The sequence below is a fragment of the Streptomyces sp. NPDC046805 genome (assembly GCF_040645355.1).
Lineage (GTDB): Bacteria > Actinomycetota > Actinomycetes > Streptomycetales > Streptomycetaceae > Streptomyces.
Window position 1 is genome coordinate 85,250 of sequence record NZ_JBEYYC010000031.1, and the last position, 16,667, is coordinate 101,916.

Annotated in this window: 10 protein-coding genes, 3 tRNA genes and 1 pseudogene; 8 read left to right on the forward strand and 6 right to left on the reverse strand. The window is 71.5% G+C overall.

What is annotated here, in order from left to right:
• The first annotated feature begins 211 nt into the window (after nt 1-211).
• Nucleotides 212-526: a tyrosine-type recombinase/integrase gene (locus tag ABZ910_RS28675; RefSeq protein WP_361370279.1), complete on the forward strand. Its 315-nt coding sequence runs from the start codon at nt 212-214 to the stop codon at nt 524-526.
• Between the two features lie 80 nt (nt 527-606).
• Here ABZ910_RS28675 and ABZ910_RS28680 read toward each other — a convergent pair.
• Both ABZ910_RS28680 and ABZ910_RS28685 read right to left on the reverse strand, forming a co-directional pair.
• Nucleotides 607-679: transfer RNA gene (locus ABZ910_RS28680), tRNA-Arg, on the reverse strand.
• A 214-nt stretch (nt 680-893) separates the two neighbouring features.
• Nucleotides 894-984 (reverse strand) — tRNA-Ser (locus tag ABZ910_RS28685).
• A 178-nt stretch (nt 985-1,162) separates the two neighbouring features.
• On the opposite strand from ABZ910_RS28685, the pseudogene ABZ910_RS28690 reads away from it, so the two are divergent.
• Both ABZ910_RS28690 and ABZ910_RS28695 read left to right on the forward strand, forming a co-directional pair.
• Nucleotides 1,163-1,621, forward strand: a pseudogene (locus ABZ910_RS28690) (SSI family serine proteinase inhibitor).
• Nucleotides 1,622-1,943: 322 nt separating this feature from the next.
• Nucleotides 1,944-6,446, forward strand: coding sequence for a PAS domain-containing protein (locus ABZ910_RS28695; RefSeq protein ID WP_361370281.1), 4,503 nt, complete (start codon nt 1,944-1,946; stop codon nt 6,444-6,446).
• Between the two features lie 96 nt (nt 6,447-6,542).
• On the opposite strand, the gene ABZ910_RS28700 is transcribed toward ABZ910_RS28695, so the two are convergent.
• The 3 genes from ABZ910_RS28700 to ABZ910_RS28710 all read right to left on the reverse strand — a co-directional run bounded on the left by ABZ910_RS28700 (nt 6,543) and on the right by ABZ910_RS28710 (nt 9,506).
• Complete coding sequence (locus ABZ910_RS28700) at nt 6,543-8,198, reverse strand: long-chain fatty acid--CoA ligase (protein ID WP_361370284.1); 1,656 nt, start codon at nt 8,196-8,198, stop codon at nt 6,543-6,545.
• A gap of 148 nt (nt 8,199-8,346) precedes the next feature.
• A complete protein-coding gene (locus ABZ910_RS28705) occupies nt 8,347-8,940 on the reverse strand; it encodes a SigE family RNA polymerase sigma factor (RefSeq protein ID WP_361370287.1) in 594 nt (197 codons plus the stop codon).
• Nucleotides 8,941-9,194: 254 nt separating this feature from the next.
• Nucleotides 9,195-9,506 carry a hypothetical protein gene (locus ABZ910_RS28710; protein ID WP_361370290.1) on the reverse strand — a complete coding sequence of 104 codons (312 nt, stop codon included), beginning with the start codon at nt 9,504-9,506 and terminating at the stop codon, nt 9,195-9,197.
• 378 nt (nt 9,507-9,884) lie between these two features.
• Here ABZ910_RS28710 and ABZ910_RS28715 point away from each other — a divergent pair, with 378 nt between their 5' ends.
• From ABZ910_RS28715 to ABZ910_RS28735, 5 genes are all read left to right on the forward strand, one after another.
• Nucleotides 9,885-10,751, forward strand: coding sequence for a bifunctional DNA primase/polymerase (locus ABZ910_RS28715; protein WP_361370293.1), 867 nt, complete (start codon nt 9,885-9,887; stop codon nt 10,749-10,751).
• Nucleotides 10,752-11,161: 410 nt separating this feature from the next.
• A complete protein-coding gene (locus tag ABZ910_RS28720) occupies nt 11,162-11,887 on the forward strand; it encodes a DUF2637 domain-containing protein (protein ID WP_361370296.1) in 726 nt (241 codons plus the stop codon).
• Between the two features lie 348 nt (nt 11,888-12,235).
• Nucleotides 12,236-12,742 (forward strand): hypothetical protein, encoded by a 507-nt coding sequence (locus ABZ910_RS28725; protein WP_361370299.1) that lies wholly within the window; start codon nt 12,236-12,238, stop codon nt 12,740-12,742.
• A 303-nt stretch (nt 12,743-13,045) separates the two neighbouring features.
• Nucleotides 13,046-14,950, forward strand: coding sequence for a hypothetical protein (locus ABZ910_RS28730; protein ID WP_361370302.1), 1,905 nt, complete (start codon nt 13,046-13,048; stop codon nt 14,948-14,950).
• 197 nt (nt 14,951-15,147) lie between these two features.
• A complete protein-coding gene (locus tag ABZ910_RS28735; RefSeq protein ID WP_361370305.1) occupies nt 15,148-15,945 on the forward strand; it encodes a hypothetical protein in 798 nt (265 codons plus the stop codon).
• 128 nt (nt 15,946-16,073) lie between these two features.
• Here the strand turns inward: ABZ910_RS28735 and ABZ910_RS28740 are convergent.
• Nucleotides 16,074-16,160, reverse strand: a tRNA-Ser gene (locus tag ABZ910_RS28740).
• Between the last annotated feature and the right edge of the window lie 507 nt (nt 16,161-16,667).

A 16,667-nucleotide genomic window follows, 5' to 3' on the forward strand; every position in this document is an offset into this window, starting at 1 on the left:
CAACGGCTCAGCCCGCGGCCAGTTGGCTGCGGGCGTGGCCGCATCGAGCCCGGTCGTGGCGGCGGGCACGTTCACCGGCGCGTGCACACTCTGCGTGTCCAGCACGGCCCCGGACAGCTCCGCGTCCGCCGGAACGTCCAGCGCATCCGGCGAGAGCTGATTTTCGGGGAAACCTGCGCCCGGTCAGCCCGAGGGGCTGATCTTCACCACGGTGACCGGTCGCGTCACGGACCCCCGGAGCTTGAACCGGATGCTCACCATTCTGTGCAGGGACGCGAAGGTACGCCGGGTGCGGGTGCACGGCCTCCATCACACCTGCGCCTCACTCCTGCTCGCTCAGGGTGTGGACGCCCGCACGATCATGGAAACGCTGGGGCACGGCACGATCACGATGACGCTCGACACCTACGCGCACGTGATGGGGACGACCTTGCAGGCCGCTGCCGACCGCATAGACGACGCCCTCAGGCTCGATGAGCCGGATGAAAAATCGGAGGGCGAGGAAAAGCCGGACACCGATAGGTGATCACCATTTCCGGCCGCGTTGATGTCACCGGCTGATGTCAAAGGCCCCTCGGGATGATCCCGGGGGGCCTTTGACCTGTGTGCACTCGGCAGGATTCGAACCTGCAACCTTCTGATCCGTAGTCAGATGCTCTATCCGTTAAGCTACGAGTGCTTGTTTTGTTTTCGTCTCCGTTTCCCGGCCCTTCCGGCCCGCTCGCGGCGACAGGAAGAACATTACATGACTGCCGTCGCCATGTGAAATCCATTCCCCACACCCCATCTGACCTGCGGAAACGTGTTGCGAGGCAGGTTGGGCCCGCCGCGGAGGCACGGCAGGAAGCACCGAAGCCCCGGTCCGTGTGGACCGGGGCTTCGGTGATCAGGTGCGGAGGCGGAGGGATTTGAACCCTCGATGGGCTTTAAGGCCCAAACCGCATTAGCAGTGCGGCGCCATAGACCGGACTAGGCGACGCCTCCAGCACAACCTCCCTCGCGAGCGCGCGGGCGGTGCGTTGCAGATGATGACACAGTCGAGCGTGCTGCCACCAATCGACCCCCACGGTACTAGGCACTCGGGCCGCAGGGCAAAGTCCTTCTCGTCGGCGGGGCGCCCGCGCAACGTACGGGGACGTGCGGCGTTGGTCAGGTCATGCCGATGTCACCGATCACGTCACGCGTCCTCGCGGCCGCCACCGCAGTCGCCGCCGCCACCGCCGCCCCGCTCGTCGGGCTCGCCGCCTCACCCGCCTCTGCTTCCTCTCCCTTCACCTCGCCGGGCCTCCGGGGCGGCGATCACCTCGTCGTCACCGTCCGGGACGCGGGTGATGGGTGGGACGGGACGTACGAGCTGTTCTGTCATCCCGGGGGCGGTAGTCATCCGGACGTGGACGGCGCCTGCCGCGCCGTCGACCGGCGCACCCGCTGGGGCAGCGAGACCTTCGCGCCGGTGCCGGCGGACACCCCCTGCACGATGCAGTACGGCGGTCCGGCCACCGCCCGTGTCACCGGAACCTGAGCGGGACGACCCGTCGACACCATGTACGACCGCGGCGACGGATGCGAGATCGCCCGGTGGGACGGGATGGTGCCGCTGCTGCCCGACCTGCGTTCGTAGAGAGCCCCCGGCGCGGTCGTCGTACGGGGTTCACCGGCATTTCACGCTCGGATGTTTCGTTCACGGACACTTCGCCCACCAGCGTTTCGTTTCGCGGGCATTTCATGGCGAAGACCCCGGTCCCGTAAAGGTCCCGCAAAGGTCTCGCGGAGCCGGGACGCGCCAAGGCTGGTCCCTCGTCACTTCGTCGTGCGACCTCCCTCTCATCCGGCGTCGCGGGGGCAACCGCTGCCCGTAGACTCCCTCGCGTGACACGCCGCGGGCCCGTTGGCAAGATGGCCCAAGCGGTGCGCAAGGTGCGGTAACAGGGAGGAAGCGTCTCGTGAGCAGCAGGCCATCCCGAGGCGCTGCTCGCCTCGCAGCCATACTCGACGCGCTGCCCGATGCGTTGCTCCTGGTCAACGCCAACGGGACGGTCGTCAACGCGAACACGATCGCGTTGGAGGCGTTCGAGACGCCGGGTACGGCGCTCGTCGGGCGCGGGCTGCTCGATCTGCTGCCGGAGTTCGACTCCAAGCTCATCCCGGGCTCCATGCGGCGGCCCGACCACATGGACCCGCAGGGGCGGACCAAGCCGACGCGGATGGTCGCGCGGCGGACCGACGGCAGCGAGTTCCCGGTCGAGGTCACCAGCGCGAACCTGGAGAACGCGCAGCAGGCGTACGACAGTTACGGCTACACCGGCGACGAGCTGCTGATGCTCGTCGTACGCGACCTGTCCGGAACCGTCGACACCGAGGCCGAGCTGGCCCGTTCGCAGCGGCAGACCGAGATGATCCTGCGGGCCGCCGCCGAGGGCGTCGTGGGCACCGACACCGACGGACAGATCGTCCTCGTCAACCCGGCCGCCGCCCAGATACTGGGGTACCGGGCCGGTGAACTCGGCGGCAAGAAGCTGCACGACCTCGTCCTGCACTCGCGCCCCGACGGTTCGCCCTTCCCGTACGACGAGTCGCCGCTGGCCGACACCCTGCGCTCCGGACGCAAGCACCGCGTGCGCGGACAGGTGATGTGGTCCAAGGGCGACCAGAAGGTGCCCGTCGACCTGACCACCGCGCCCGTGCGCGACGGCGACCAGCTCGTGGGCGCCGTGCTGACCTTCACCGACCGGCGGCCGTACGACACCCTCGCCGAGGAGAAGGCCGCCGAGGAGAAGAAGCACACCGAGGCGCTGGAGCGCCTCTCCGAAGGGCATGCCTCCGACCTGACATCCCTGCGTCAGGAGCACGTCACCGAGGTCGAGGAGCTGCGCGCGAAGCACGCGGCCGAGATCGAGGAGCTGACCGAGAAGCACGCGGAGGAACTCGCGGCGGGCGAGGAGCGGTACGCCGCGCTGGGCGAGCGGGAGAAGGACCGGTACGAGGCGCTGTCCGCGCGGCACGAGCAACTGCTCACGCTGCTCGGGCGTTCGCTGCGCGGCCCGCTGGACGAGCTGCGTCGCGAACTGGCCGCGCTGGCCGCGGACGACGCCGGCCAGCTGTGGCCCGAGGCCAATCAGGTGCTCCACCACCTGTCCGCGGGCTACACGCGCATCACCCAGCTCATTGACAACGTGCTCGGCTACCAGCGGCTCGACGCGGGCACCGAGGACGTCAACCGCACGAAGGTGATGCTCGACGCCGTCGTCGCCGCCGGTGTCGAGGGGGCCATCGAGCTCATCGGGCCGGGGCGCGTGCAGCTCGCCGTCCACGCGCCGCCCATCGAGGCCGAGGTCGACGCGCACCGCCTGGCCACCGCGCTCGCGCATCTGATCGCGGACGTGGCCGGCGTGGACGCGACCGGCAACGCGCCCGTGTCCTCGGGCAGTTACCTGGACAACACCGTGGTCGTGGCCGCCGCCCAGCGCGGCGACGGCGTACGGATCGAGGTGCGCGGGCCGTACGCCGGGGGAGACCCGGTGCACGAGCCGATCGTGCGCGGGATCGTACGGGCGCACGGTGGTGTGCTGCAGACGCACGATGTGCCGGGGATGAGCGGCAGTGCGTATGTGCTCGAGGTGCCGATCGGCGGCGGGGCAGGGGTCGTCAAGGCGGCCAAGGCTCCCGACGTCGCCGCGGGCGTCGAGCATGCGAGTGCCGAGCTCGCGACCGTCGAGAACGCGGTGGCGGAGAACCCGGTGGCGGAGAACGTGGACGCCGACGCGGACGCGCCTGCCGAGGCGTCCCCCGGTGGCGGGCGGCGCCGGGCCCGGCGGGCCTCCGTCGACGCGTTCCTGGAGAGCGAGGTCGCGGGTGCGGCCGACCGTGCCGGGGCGGCTGCGCCCGCGCCGACCGGGCGCCGCAGGAGGCGTGCGGCCGAGAAGCCCGCGGAGGCCGCGGCGCAGGTCGGCGCCGAGGTCGCGGTGGCCTCCGGCGGCAGCGGGCGGCGACGCGGCCGGCCCGCCGAGGGCACCGCGAGCACAGAGAACGCGCAGGCCACGGCGGCCGGCGGCCAGGGTGCGGCCGAGGGTGCCGTCGTGACGGCGGCCGAGCATGCCGCGGGGGCCGCCGCCGCCAATACCGGACTCGGCGGGACCGTACCGCCGCAGGGCGTTCCCGCGCCCGCCGGAGGACGGCCGACCCGGCGCGACGGCGGCGAACAGCACGCTCTGCCGCCCGCGTTGCCCGCCGCCGGTACGCAGCCGGGGCCCGACTCCGGGCCGGCCGACGATGCACAGGCGCCCGGGCGCCGTCGGCGTGCCCTGGCCACCGCGACAAAGCGCCCCGCGGCGCAGGAGGCCGGCCCGCGGCCGGTCTTCGCCCTGCCGCCCGCCGAGGCCGACCGCACGTCGGCACCCGAGGGCGCGGGCGCCCAGGCTCCGGTACCGGCTCAGGCACCGGTTCCGGTTCCGATCCCTGCCCAGGCTCACGCACAGGCTCAGGGTCAGGGCCAGGTGGCTGGTGCGGGCGCGCCGGGCCAGGACGGTCGGCACGACGCCGTACCGCACGACCAGGCCGAGGACCACACGCCGCCCCAGCCGCACCCGACCAACGCGCCGACGGGCCGCCGCCGCAGGGCGATCGCCCAGGCGCCGGAAGCACCGGCCGCGCCCGCGCAGGGAGTTCCCGCACAGGCGCCCGCCGGTCCCGGCATTCCGGCGCAGGCGCAGGGATCGGCCGCGAGCGGTGCTCCCGTTCAGGCCGCTGCCCCGGCTCGCGCCGCCGACGTCACGGCTCCGGGCGCACGCGCCCCGCACGCGCTGCCGAGCGGAGCCGTGCCCGCGCAGGGCGCTGCCGGCCAGGGCGCGGTCGACCAGGCCGTGCCGGTGGCCCCCGGACAGCCGGTTCCGGCGCAGGTGGCCCCCGGGCAGCCCGCCCCCGCGCCGCAGCTCCCCAAGCGGGCGGCTCCGGGACAGCCGCCCCGGCCCGTCGCCGCCCCGGCGCTTCCGGCACCGGCGGCCGCGCAGCCGGCACCGGCCGCACCCCCTGCCCCGGCAGCCGCACAGCCGCTCCCGGCAGAGGCGTCCCCCGGCGCCCGGCCCGCCCTTCCGGCCGCGCCGCCCGTCCCTCCCGCACCGCCCGCCAACGCCCCCGCCGCTCCTGCCCCGCAGCAGTGGCCCGGTGCCGACGACACCCCGGCTCCGGGGACGATCCTGCCGCCCGAGCACGCGGCCGCCCCGCCGCGCGCGGCCCAGCCGTTGCCCGCCGAGGCGCCCCCCGCGCCCACCGCCCCTCCTGTCGACCCGAACTCGACGCAGGGACGGGCGTTCAGCGTGCGCACGCTGGGACAGGGTGTGCCGTTCACCCGGCAGGCCGCCCAGGTGCAGCAGCCGACGGCGACGCCGCCCCCGCACCAGCCGGGCGGCGCCGGCCGCCGACGCAAACTGGGCACGCCGCCCGACCCGGCGGCGCGCCCGGAACAGGGGGCCCACCCGCACCCGCCGGCCGAGCAGCCGACCCCTCCGCCCCCACCGACCGCGCCCCCCGTGCCGTCCGCTCCGCCGACCGCACAGCCGTCGCTCGCCGGGCAGTCCCGGCTCGCCCCCGCCACCGAGGGCCCCGGACGCTCGTACGCCATAGGCGCACCGGACGAGAACGCCGCCGAAGGTCCCGAACCGCTGGACGGTCCCGGCGGTGCGATCGAGGTCTCGGACACCCCGCGCCCGCAGCCGATGGACGACGAGCTGCCGCCGGAGCCGCTGGACAACCCGCGCAGGCTGCTGGTGTGGCCCGCGCCGGACGCGGCGACCCAGCAGGCGCTCAACGACCGCGGCTACCGTCCGGTGATCGTGAACTCGCGCGAGGAGGTCGCCGCACAGATCGCCGCCTTCCCGGCCGCGCTGTTCGTGGACCCGCTGACCGGGCCGATCACCCGTACCGCACTCCAGTCGCTGCGGCAGGCCGCCGTGGCCGCCGAGATCCCGGTGCTGGTCACGGCCGGTCTCGGACAGGCGTCGCGCGAGGAGGCGTACGGCGCCGACCCCGCCGTACTGCTGAAGGCGCTCGCGCCGCGCGACAGCGAGCAGCACCCGCCGCGCGTGCTGCTGATCGAGGAGCACGCGGAGATCGCGCTGGCGCTGACCGCGGCGCTGGAGCGGCGCGGGATGCAGGTGGCGCGGGCCGCCGGCGAGACCGACGCGGTGGTGCTGGCCGGGCAACTGCGGCCGAACCTGGTCGTGATGGGCATGATGCAGGTGCACCCGCGCCAGGCCGGGATCATCGACTGGCTGCGCGCGAACGGTCTGCTCAACCGCACCCCGCTCGTCGTCTACACGGCCGCCGTCGAACCGGCGGACCTGCCGCGGCTCGGCTCGGGCGAGGCGGTGCTGTTCCTCGCGGAGCGGTCCACCACCCCCGAGGTGCAGGAGCGGCTCGTCGACCTGCTGGCGCGGATCGGCACCAACTGACCGCGGTCGGTGGGCCCTTCCTCGGGCCCACCGACCTTCGTCATCGTCGAGCGGTCACACTGGTCCGGTCACAACGGACCTGTCACAGCGCGGCGTTCACAGCCGGGTGACGTCCAACTGGCCGTCCGCGTACTGCCTGCGCAGCACCTTCTTGTCGAACTTCCCCACGCTCGTCTTCGGCACCGCCTCGATGACCGTCCAGCGCTCGGGCAGTTGCCACTTGGCGATGCTGCGCTCTTCGGCGAGAAAGGTGCGCAGGGTCTCGAAGCCGGCGGAGGAACCCTCCCTGAGGACGACCGTGGCCAGCGGGCGCTCGCCCCACTTTTCGTCGGGGACGGCGACCACGGCGGCCTCGGTGACGTCCGGGTGGGACATCAGGGCGTTCTCCAGGTCGACCGAGGAGATCCACTCGCCGCCGGACTTGATGACGTCCTTGGCGCGGTCGGTGAGGGTGAGGTAGCCGTCGGCGCTGATGGTGCCGACGTCGCCGGTCTTCAGCCAGCCGTCCGCGGTGAACTTGTCGGCGGGACGCAGGGGTTCGGCGCCGGAGCCGTTGTAGTAGGCGGCGGCGATCCAGGGGCCGCGGACCTCCAGCTCGCCGGTGGACCTGCCGTCCCAGGGGCGGCGTTCGCCGTCCGGGCCGGTGAGGCGGGCCTCGACGCCGGCCGGGAAGCGGCCCTGGGTGAGCCGGAACGCGAACTCCTCGTCCGTACCGACCGCGTGGGCCGGCGGGCGCGCCACCGTGCCGAGGGGGGAGGTCTCCGTCATGCCCCAGGCGTGGCAGACCCGCATGCCGAGGTCGTCGAAGGCCTCCATGAGGGAGGGCGGACAGGCCGAGCCGCCGATGGTGACCTGGGTGAGGGTGGAGACGTCACGGGGCTTCGCGCGCAGTTCGCCGAGCAGGCCCTGCCAGATCGTGGGCACGGCGGCCGCGTGGGTCGGGCGCTCGCTCTCGATCATCTCGGCGAGCGGCGCGGGCTGCAGGAAGCGGTCCGGCATCAGCATGTTGACGCCGGTCATGAAGGCGGCGTGCGGCAGACCCCAGGCGTTGGCGTGGAACTGCGGGACGACGACGAGCGAGGTGTCCTCGTCGGTCAGGCCCATGGACTGGGTCATGTTGACCTGCATGGAGTGCAGGTAGATCGAACGGTGGCTGTAGACCACGCCCTTGGGGTCGCCGGTGGTGCCGGAGGTGTAGCACATGGCGGCGGCCTGGCGTTCGTCGATCTCCGGCCAGTCGAACGTCGTCGGCTTGCCCGCGATCAGCTCCTCGTAGTCGTGCACCTGCGCCGTGGCGCCTTCGAGGGGGGAGCGGTCGCCGGGGCCGGAGACGACGAGGTGCTCGACGGTCGTCAGATGGGGCAGCAGCGGGGCGAGCAGCGGGATCAGCGAACCGTTGACGATGATCACGCGGTCGCCGGCGTGGTTGGCGACCCAGGCCAACTGCTCTGCCGGCAGGCGGAGGTTGAGCGGGTGCAGCACGGCGCCCATGGCGGGGACCGCGAAGTACGCCTCCACGTGCTCGGCGTTGTTCCACATGAGCGTGGCAACGCGGTCGTCGCCCCGGACGCCGAGGTCGTCGCGCAGGGCGTTCGCGAGCTGTACCGCGCGGATGCCGGCCTCGGCGAAGCTGCGCCGCTGCGGCTCCCCTTCCCCGGTCCAGGTGGTGATCTGGGATCGTCCGTGCACCAGCACCCCGTGCACGAGAATGCGGGTCACGGTCAGCGGTACGTCCTGCATCGTGCTCAGCACGGAGTCCTCCCGGGGCGGCCTGGCCTGCTCGGTGGTAAGGGCTGGCCTGATTCTGCTCACATACCGCGTGGTATGTCACTAGCCTCCGGCGATCGATCGCATCACAGAGGGAATCGGCCCGCTCCCGGTCCGCCGCACATGCGCCCCGCTACCGGACCAGCCCCAGCTCGGGATCCTCCCGGAGCTTCCCGAGCGCCCGTGACACGGCCGACTTCACGGTGCCCACCGACACCCCGAGCACCTCGGCCGTCTGGGCCTCGCTCAGGTCCTCGTAGTACCTGAGGACGACCATCGCCCGCTGCCGCGCCGGCAGCTTCGCGACCGCCCGCCACATCGCGTCGTGCAGCGCCTGCCGCTCCGCCGGGTCGTCCTCGCCGGGCACCGGCTCCGGCTCGGGCAGCTCGTCGCACACGAACTCGTCGACCTTGCGCTTGCGCCACTGCGACGTGCGCGTGTTCACCAGCGCCCGGCGCACGTAGCCGTCGAGCGCCCGGTGGTCCTCGATCCGCTCCCAGGCGACGTACGTCTTGGCGAGCGCGGTCTGCAGCAGGTCCTCCGCGTCGCTGGGGTTCGCGGTCAGCGACCGGGCGGTGCGCAGGAGCACCGGCTGACGGGCCCTCACGTACGACGAGAACGAGGGATACGCGAGCGTCCCCGCGCCGGAACGAAGCCGAGGGTGGGGGAGGGCCCGCCTGGCCGATGCAGCGACGGCCGAGGCGCTGGTGCAGACGGGTGTGGTCATGTCTCCACGCTAGAAGCGGGCCCTGGTCCGGCGGATCGGCCGCAGGTCCCGAAGCTGAGTCCCCCTCAGGTTGTAGGGGTGGGGGCGTCTCCACCTCCTGGAGGCGTAGGGGGAGGGGGTACGCCTACGGGATCACCCCTGGGGGCCGGGGCGGCACGGCCGTGGAAAACGTCTGCGCGGCGGTACCGAAGCACCGCCGCGCAGACGTGTCACGACCCCACGGAGCACACCCCACACGGGACTTCAGGCGCGGTTCACCACAGGCGGGTGAAGTGAATGGCGACGTTGTGGTTGCCCTGCTGGATCGCCGTCCACGCGGACCCGTTGACCTGCGCGGTGTTGCTCTGGTTCGAGGCGTGGGAGCCGACCGCGTTCTGCTGCGTGGTGGACGAGTTGCCCTTGTTGTCGTGGCCGACCCCGCTGCCGACGATGCTCGCGACGCCCGCATTCGATCCGTTGTCCGCGATGGCCCCGCTGCCCGCGGCCGCGACGCCCGTGAAGAGGGCGGCCGTGAGCGGAAGCGCGGAGACGGCGGCGAGAACGCGGGCGGTACGGATGCTTGCCATGTTGTTCCTCCAGAACGAGGTACCCGTCGGCCGTCTGGCCGGGAGTACGGGAAGTGCGTGAACTGCGGCTTCTAACCAGGGAGTTGGCCGACCCTCCTGGCGGTTGTGCACGACGTCGCGAGACCAGAGTTGCCCAGCGGATCACCAGCGAACCATCCCGGAAGCCTCGATTCGCCCTCAAGCGTGATGACAAGTCGATAAACCCCTTTCGCCACCTTTCGTCGCGCCACGCCCCACTCACGCACAGGACGGATGCCCTCACCCCAAGCGCCCCAACCGAGGAACCGTTCCGGCGCACATCCGGGCCGATGTCCCCGCCCCGGCGTGTCTCACCCCGCCCCTCTTCCCTTTTTCGAACATGAGTACGAGCATGAAGGTATGGCCACCACCGACCGGCAGGCCACGACGCTGGCCCTCGCACACGCCCTGTCAGCCGCCGAACGCGGCCTGGCCGTCATCCCCCTGTCCCGGACGAAACTCCCGGCCCTGCGCTCCCCGCACCGCGGCCATCCCGAGCACGCCCCCTGCCACGGGGAGTGCGGCCGCTTCGGCCACGGCGTGTACGACGCCTCGACCGACCCCGCGCGCATCCGCGCTCTGTTCGCCGCCGCCCCCTGGGCCACCGGCTACGGCATCGCCTGCGGGCTGCCCCCGCACCACCTGATCGGCATCGACCTCGACACCAAGCCCGGCACGGACTCCCCGGCCGCCCTGCGCGAGCTGGCCCTGCGGCACCTGTTCACGATCCCCGAGACGGTCGTGGTCCTCACCCCGAGCGGCGGCCGCCACCTCTGGCTGAGCGGCCCCCCGGACGTCGCCGTGCCCAACTCGGCCGGCCGACTGGCCCCCGGCATCGACGTCCGGGGTGCCGGCGGCTACCTCGTCGGCCCCGGCTCCCGCACCGACCACGGCGTCTACGGCACCGCCCCGGGCACCGCACACCTGGCTCCCGCCCCCTGCCCGGCCGCCCTGCTGCGCCTGCTGCTCCCGCCGCCGCGCACTTTCCATGCGGCGCCTCCGCCGGCCGGGGACCGCGGCAACGGGCTGGTCCAGTTCGTCCTCGCGGCCCACGCCGGCCAGCGCAACACCCGCCTGTTCTGGGCGGCCTGCCGCGCCTACGAGAACGGCATCGGCCCCGCTCTCACCGACCTCCTGCTGGACGCGGCGCTCCACACCGGCCTGTCCGAACGCGAGGCCCGGGCCACGATCGCCTCGGCGGCCCGGATGACGGCCCGGCATCCGTGAGGCGATTCGCACGGGGAAGGGGTGCCGTCGACCGGGCGAAAACCCTTCTACGTTTCATTCGTTCATCGGGCAAGTGCGTTAAGTCGCGCGTCCCGGTACCCCTCACGGGTGGCTTAATCCCCCGAACGCCGGACACCCCGCCTCCGACGGTGCTCGTTATGCGTGCGTGACAAGGAAAGACAGGTGCGGAGAAAGGATTCTTCCGCAGATCAGATATACCCATGGGCCTACCGGTGGCAGCGACTGCCCGGACCGGCTGGATGACTTTCTGAACAAGATCAGGACTATGGAAACCGAATACCTGCGGGCAGCCTGCCGACGGCACGGCAGAGCCGACGCCGTAACGGCGGCACCGTCCCGGTCCCGTGCTCCCCACGGAACATCCTGAACGAGGGCACGGAGGACTTCAGTTGGACAGGTACAGCGACGGGGCACATCTCTACAGCCCGCAGTACCCGCCGAGAGCAGAGCACGACGCGCTGAGCCAGTACGGCAGCGCCATCCCCATCCCCTTCCCGACCCAGCAGCCCTGGGACGGCACGGCGCCCGATGCCACACTGAACGGCTGGAACCTGGACGAGGAACTCGCCCACATGCTGTCCACGGCACCGAGCCCCACCCCGACCCCGGCCCCCCTCCCCCTGGACGAACCGCCCCGCAGAAGCGACCGGCGCCGCGTGCGGGAGGACCCGCATCTGGTCGTCGGCGGTCGGCCCATCACCCATGTCACGGTCCTCATCACCGTGATCGCGGTGTGCGCTGCGGCCCTGCTGGGCTGGTCCATCTCCTATACCTACGCCCAACTCCGCGCGATCGCCGAGACCGTACTGCCCATGAGACTGGCGCATTGGTGGCCGCTCACGGTGTACGGCCCGTGGTTCGTGGCGGCTCTGTCCATTCTGCGGGCGACCATGCAACGCCAGCCCGCGCCCCGCTCTTGGGGTGTCCTTCTCGCGGCCTCGGCCATGGCGGTGGCCCTGTGCGTCAGTCACGCGTCCCGCTCGCTGCTGGCCTTCGTGATGCTGGGAGTTCCGCCCATCACCGCCCCGGTGTGCTTCTGGGAGCTCATCGGCCAGGTCTCCGCCAAGTACCGGATCCGGAAGGGAGCGCATGCGCAGCGGGGCTCCAAGACGTGAGGCGTTCCGCGTGAACGCCTGACGGGCGCGGACGGAGGCACCGCGTCGCACACAGAAGGGGTGTCCCTCGTTGAGGGGCACCCCTTCTGCTCCGCAGGGCCGGGACATCCAGCAGTGGTGCGCTGCGGCGATGCGGTCCACGATGGAGAGAGCAGCGGACAACAAGCCAAATGGTGATCATGTGGTTGGACTGGTCATCGTCGTCAATTCCCGGAGCCTTCCCCGCTGCTCGCGCCGGCTTCCGCGCTGGGCCCTTCACTCTGGACGATCACTGGGCGTGCCCGGCGTACCGGCTTGCTCACGGACCAGTCCACGGCCGCAGTGATCGCCGGGCCGAGGAAGAGCGCGATGGTTACCGAGGCTGAGCTACTGAAAACCGACGATCAGCGGCTTGAGGAGCTGTTTCGCAAGAGTCCGGCGGGCGAGATCCCCAAGGGCCCGATGGAGGGGAGGACGATCTTCCCGGCGGCCGGTCCTACAGGGGTGCGGCTGCTGGCGGCCCTGGTGAATCTGGTCCTGTGGCGGGGCAAGGTGTTCAGCCCGGACGGCTATCTCAGCAACCGGCTCACACCGCTGGACATCCTGTCCGTCATCGCCCTGGTCGGGCCCGGTCGGAGCCGTCTGGACGACCAGGAGTGCATCGTCATCGACTACTCCCGGACGTCCCTGGTGTGCGGGCGCGTACGGGATGAGGTCCGTCAGGTCGGCCCTCAGCTGTACCTGGGCCTGATCTGGCTGTTCGACCGCAAGATCGGATGGTTCACGCTGCGCGAACCGGCCAGTGGCAACGGGTCCGGCGGCGCCGAGTCCGGCAGGACCGCATCCAGCGGCACGGTGTCCAGCGGCGCCGCATAGGCCCGATCGCGCCGAAACCATGCCGCTGCGCTCCCGGCCGTGACGAGAGCCTGCCATCGACGGCGCGGCCTCACTGCGACCTCTCGCTGCGACCTCCCTGCGTCCTCTCCGCACGACCCGTCGGCGCGTCAGGCCCCGGCCCGCGGGCGAAGGTTCCGCAACGTGCCGACATGACGAAAGGCCCGGATCTTGTTTCCCCCCAGCATGCGCGCCTGCAGATCAACACCCCGCGCCCTGCGCGGCGTTGGGAAGGCCAAACCGTCGCGACGCCGCTCAGGCACCGCCCTGGCCGCATCGGCCACCATGGCCCTCGCCCTGACGGGGCTGCCCGCCACCACGTCCCCCACCACCTCGGCCTCGTTGCACGGAACGGTCACCAGCGCGGGAAAGGCGCTGGCCCACGCCGACATCACCCTCTTCGCCGGAGACCGGCAGGGGGCCCGGGTACTGGGACGCACCACCACCGACGCCAACGGGGCCTTCGAGATCCGGCCCAACAAGCCCACGGGCTCCGTGCTGTACGTCCAGGCCACGCCCACCGGCGACCAGTCGTTGCGCCTGCGCTCCGTCGTGGGCTTCGGTCCCGACGGCGGCGTCCCGCAGCACTCCGAATCAGCCGTCACGGTCAACGAGTTCACCACCGTCGCCGCCACCTACGCACTGGCCCAGTTCACCGGCGAGGGAGGCGGGATCACCGGTCCGAGCCCCGGCCTGGAGAACGCCGCGGCCACGTCCTACAACCTCGCCAACCCGGCCTCAGGACGGCCCGGCAGGGTCGTCACCGACCAGAACAACGGCAGCAAGAACGACACCCTGGCCACCCTCGGCACCCTGGCCAACCTCGTCTCCCTGTGCGCGCCGGGAGCGGACACCGGCCGATGCCAGGACATGCTGCGCCTGGCGACACCGCAGCACGGCAGCGCACCGGCAAACACCGCGGAAGCCGTGCTCAACCTCGCCCGGAACCCCAGGCTGGCCACCGCCAAGCTGTACGCCCTCGCCGGCCAGGCACACACGTACAGCCCCGCGCTCACGGCGGCACCGTCGGCCTGGGTCCTGGCCCTCCACTACACGGCCCCCTACGTCTACGCCCCGGGCCGTATGGCCTTCGACGCGAAGGGCAACGTCTGGGCCTCCAACAACTGGCTGCCCGGAACGCGGAACCCCAGCCCCTACGTCACCGTGCAGGACCCGGTGGGCGACCCGACCCTCAACAGCCCCATCAGCGGCGGCGGCATGAAGGCGGGCGCATGGGGCATCGCCGTCGACCACGAGGGCTCCGTCTGGGTGCCCAGTTACGGCGGCGACGCCATGTCGAAGTACTCGTCCGCCGGAAAGCCGCTGTCGCCCGACACGGGATTCAAGAACGGCGGCCTGAACCACCCTCAGGGCACCGCGGTCGACCAGCGGGGCAACGTCTGGATCGCCAACTTCTACGGCCTGCACGGCAACCGCGGACAGGGAAGCGTGATCGTCTACCCCCATGGTGACCCCTCGAAGGCGATCACCATCAAGGGCGGCGGCCTCGACCACCCGTTCTCCATCCAGATCGACGGCCACGGCCGGGCCTGGGTGTCCAACGCCCGCTTCAACGGGGCGAAACTCATGGAAAACCGCACCCCCGAAGGCCACGCGGGCGGGAGCCTCACCGTCATCGGCCCCGACTTCAAGCCGACCTCGTTCTCTCCCATCAAGGACAAGTCGCTCGACTGGCCGCTCGGACTCGCCGTCGACTCCAGGAACAACGTCTGGGTGCCCAACTTCGTCGGCAACTCGGTCACCCGCCTCACGCCCAACGGCACCGTGGCGGGCGTGTACAAACTGCCGACGGCCATCGCTCCTTGGTCCGTCGCCGTCGACGGATCCGACCGTGTGTGGGTCGCCGGCTTCGGCGCCCCCTCCGTCTCCGTCCTGTGCGGCGTGAACACCGGCGCCTGCCCGGCCGGATCCTCCACCGGAACCGTGCTGTCGCCGTGGGGCGGCTACCGCAGCGATTCCATCCAGCACCTCACCGCCGTCCAGCTCGACCAGTCCGGCAACGTCTGGCTGGCCAACAACTGGTCAAAACTCGCCCCGCCCACCGGCGGCGACGGCCTGGTCGAACTCATCGGAGTCGCCACCCCCGTCTGCACACCGCTGCAGCCCCTGCCGGCCCGCCCGGCACCGAACCGCTCGACCGCGTGCCCCACTCAAACCAGTACCTCGTAGCCCTACGGGACGCACTCGGCTGTACGGCCGACGAATCGAGGTGCACTGCCGGGGCGTCGCGAGCATCAGGGGTCTTCGACCTGTGACCATGAAGCGTCCGGTGAAAGCAGCCGCTCCGGGCCGGCGGGAGCTCGGGGTCGCGGGGGCCGATGTGCCGCCGCCGTACGGCAATCCAGGAACACGCTGTAGGTGATGTGGTGAACTGGCTGACCTCGCTGCCGGCGGTGGCGCTGGTCGTGGGCGCGCTCGGGATCGCCTTACTGGTCGCGGCGGTGGCGCGGCTCGGCATCCGGGCCCTCGTACCGGCGGGGGAACGGGACCGGGTGCCGCAGATCGTCACCCCCCTGATGCCCACGCTCGGCGCCTGCTTCGCGATCTTTGCGGCACTCTCACTGGCCAGCGAGGCCGGCTACCTGCGCGAGGCGGACGGGCTGGTGAGCACCGAGGCCGCCGCGGCCTCCCGACTGGCGTGGGCGGCGACAAGTCCACGAGTCCGGTCGGAGCCGATCCATGCGGCACTGATCGACTACCTGCAGACCACGCGTGCCAGGGAATGGCAGGGCGGGGCAGCGGCGGCCGGTGACGACCGAGCCACCGCTCGCGCCATCGCACGGCTGGAGCGGAGCGTACGTTCCGAGGCGGCCCGGACCGCGGTGGGAACCCCGGCCAGTACGGAGCTGGTGGCCGCCCTGGACGATGTCACCAGCAGTCGTCGCGCCCGTGTCGAGGCCGCCTCGCGCGAAGTCCCCACGCTCTACGTCGTCACCCTTGTGGTCAGCGGGCTGGCCCTGATCGTGAACGCCGGCGCACTGGTCTTCCGCAGCAGCTTGCGAACGTCCCTGCTCATCGTGGGTGTTGCGAGTGTGGTCGGGCTGAGCCTGGCGTTGCTCTTCGCGCTCAGCGCACCCTGGAACGGACCGTTCATCGTCAGCGGGCATCCACTCGACGACATCGTCGGCGACCTGAAGTCCGGCTTCTTCCACGGCGGTCCGTAGCCGGCGAGCCGGGATCACCTTCGACCCGTCTGCCGGTCTTCCGGCCCCCGGTGGGTGAGACAGGCCCATGCAGAAGGGGTGCCCCTCCTCAGGGGCACCCCTTCTGACCAGCACATCTACGGCCTGTGCGGAGGCGGTGGGATTTGAACCCACGGTGACATCGCTGCCACGACGGTTTTCAAGACCGTTCCCTTCGGCCGCTCGGGCACGCCTCCCCGCGTCGCCCACCTGGGGCGGAGCGGGTAACAGCAGCTGGGATCAGCCATCAGACGAGAACGTGGTCCACACAGGGTCCACTGACTCTGTTTCCAGCCGTCGACAACGCCGCTTCAGGCACCATGGCCGTGTCCCCCATGAGATGGCCCTCTGATCCGTAGGATCGGGCGCGCCGTTGGGTGGGGGCTCCATCCGCCCGCTGGCTGATCGCTGCTGGTCGTGATCCACGGTCTCTGTGCGCCGTCGTTGCCGTCAGGGTTGCCGTCACCGCTCTCAAAGCCGTTCCCCCGTCACCCCCAACATCGCTGAACCCTCAACCCGGGACGAGGTGCCTAAGTAACCGTCGCCCGAGCTTGCGCCCCTATCTACGCCTCGCACGGGCGGGACTGGCGTCCATGGCGCGCACGGAAACTAGAGATCTTTAACGGCTGAGGTTACGTCGGGTCGTGACGGCTGCCGCAGGCCGCGCTATGTCAGGGGTATGAGGTATCCCGATGGCGGTGGAT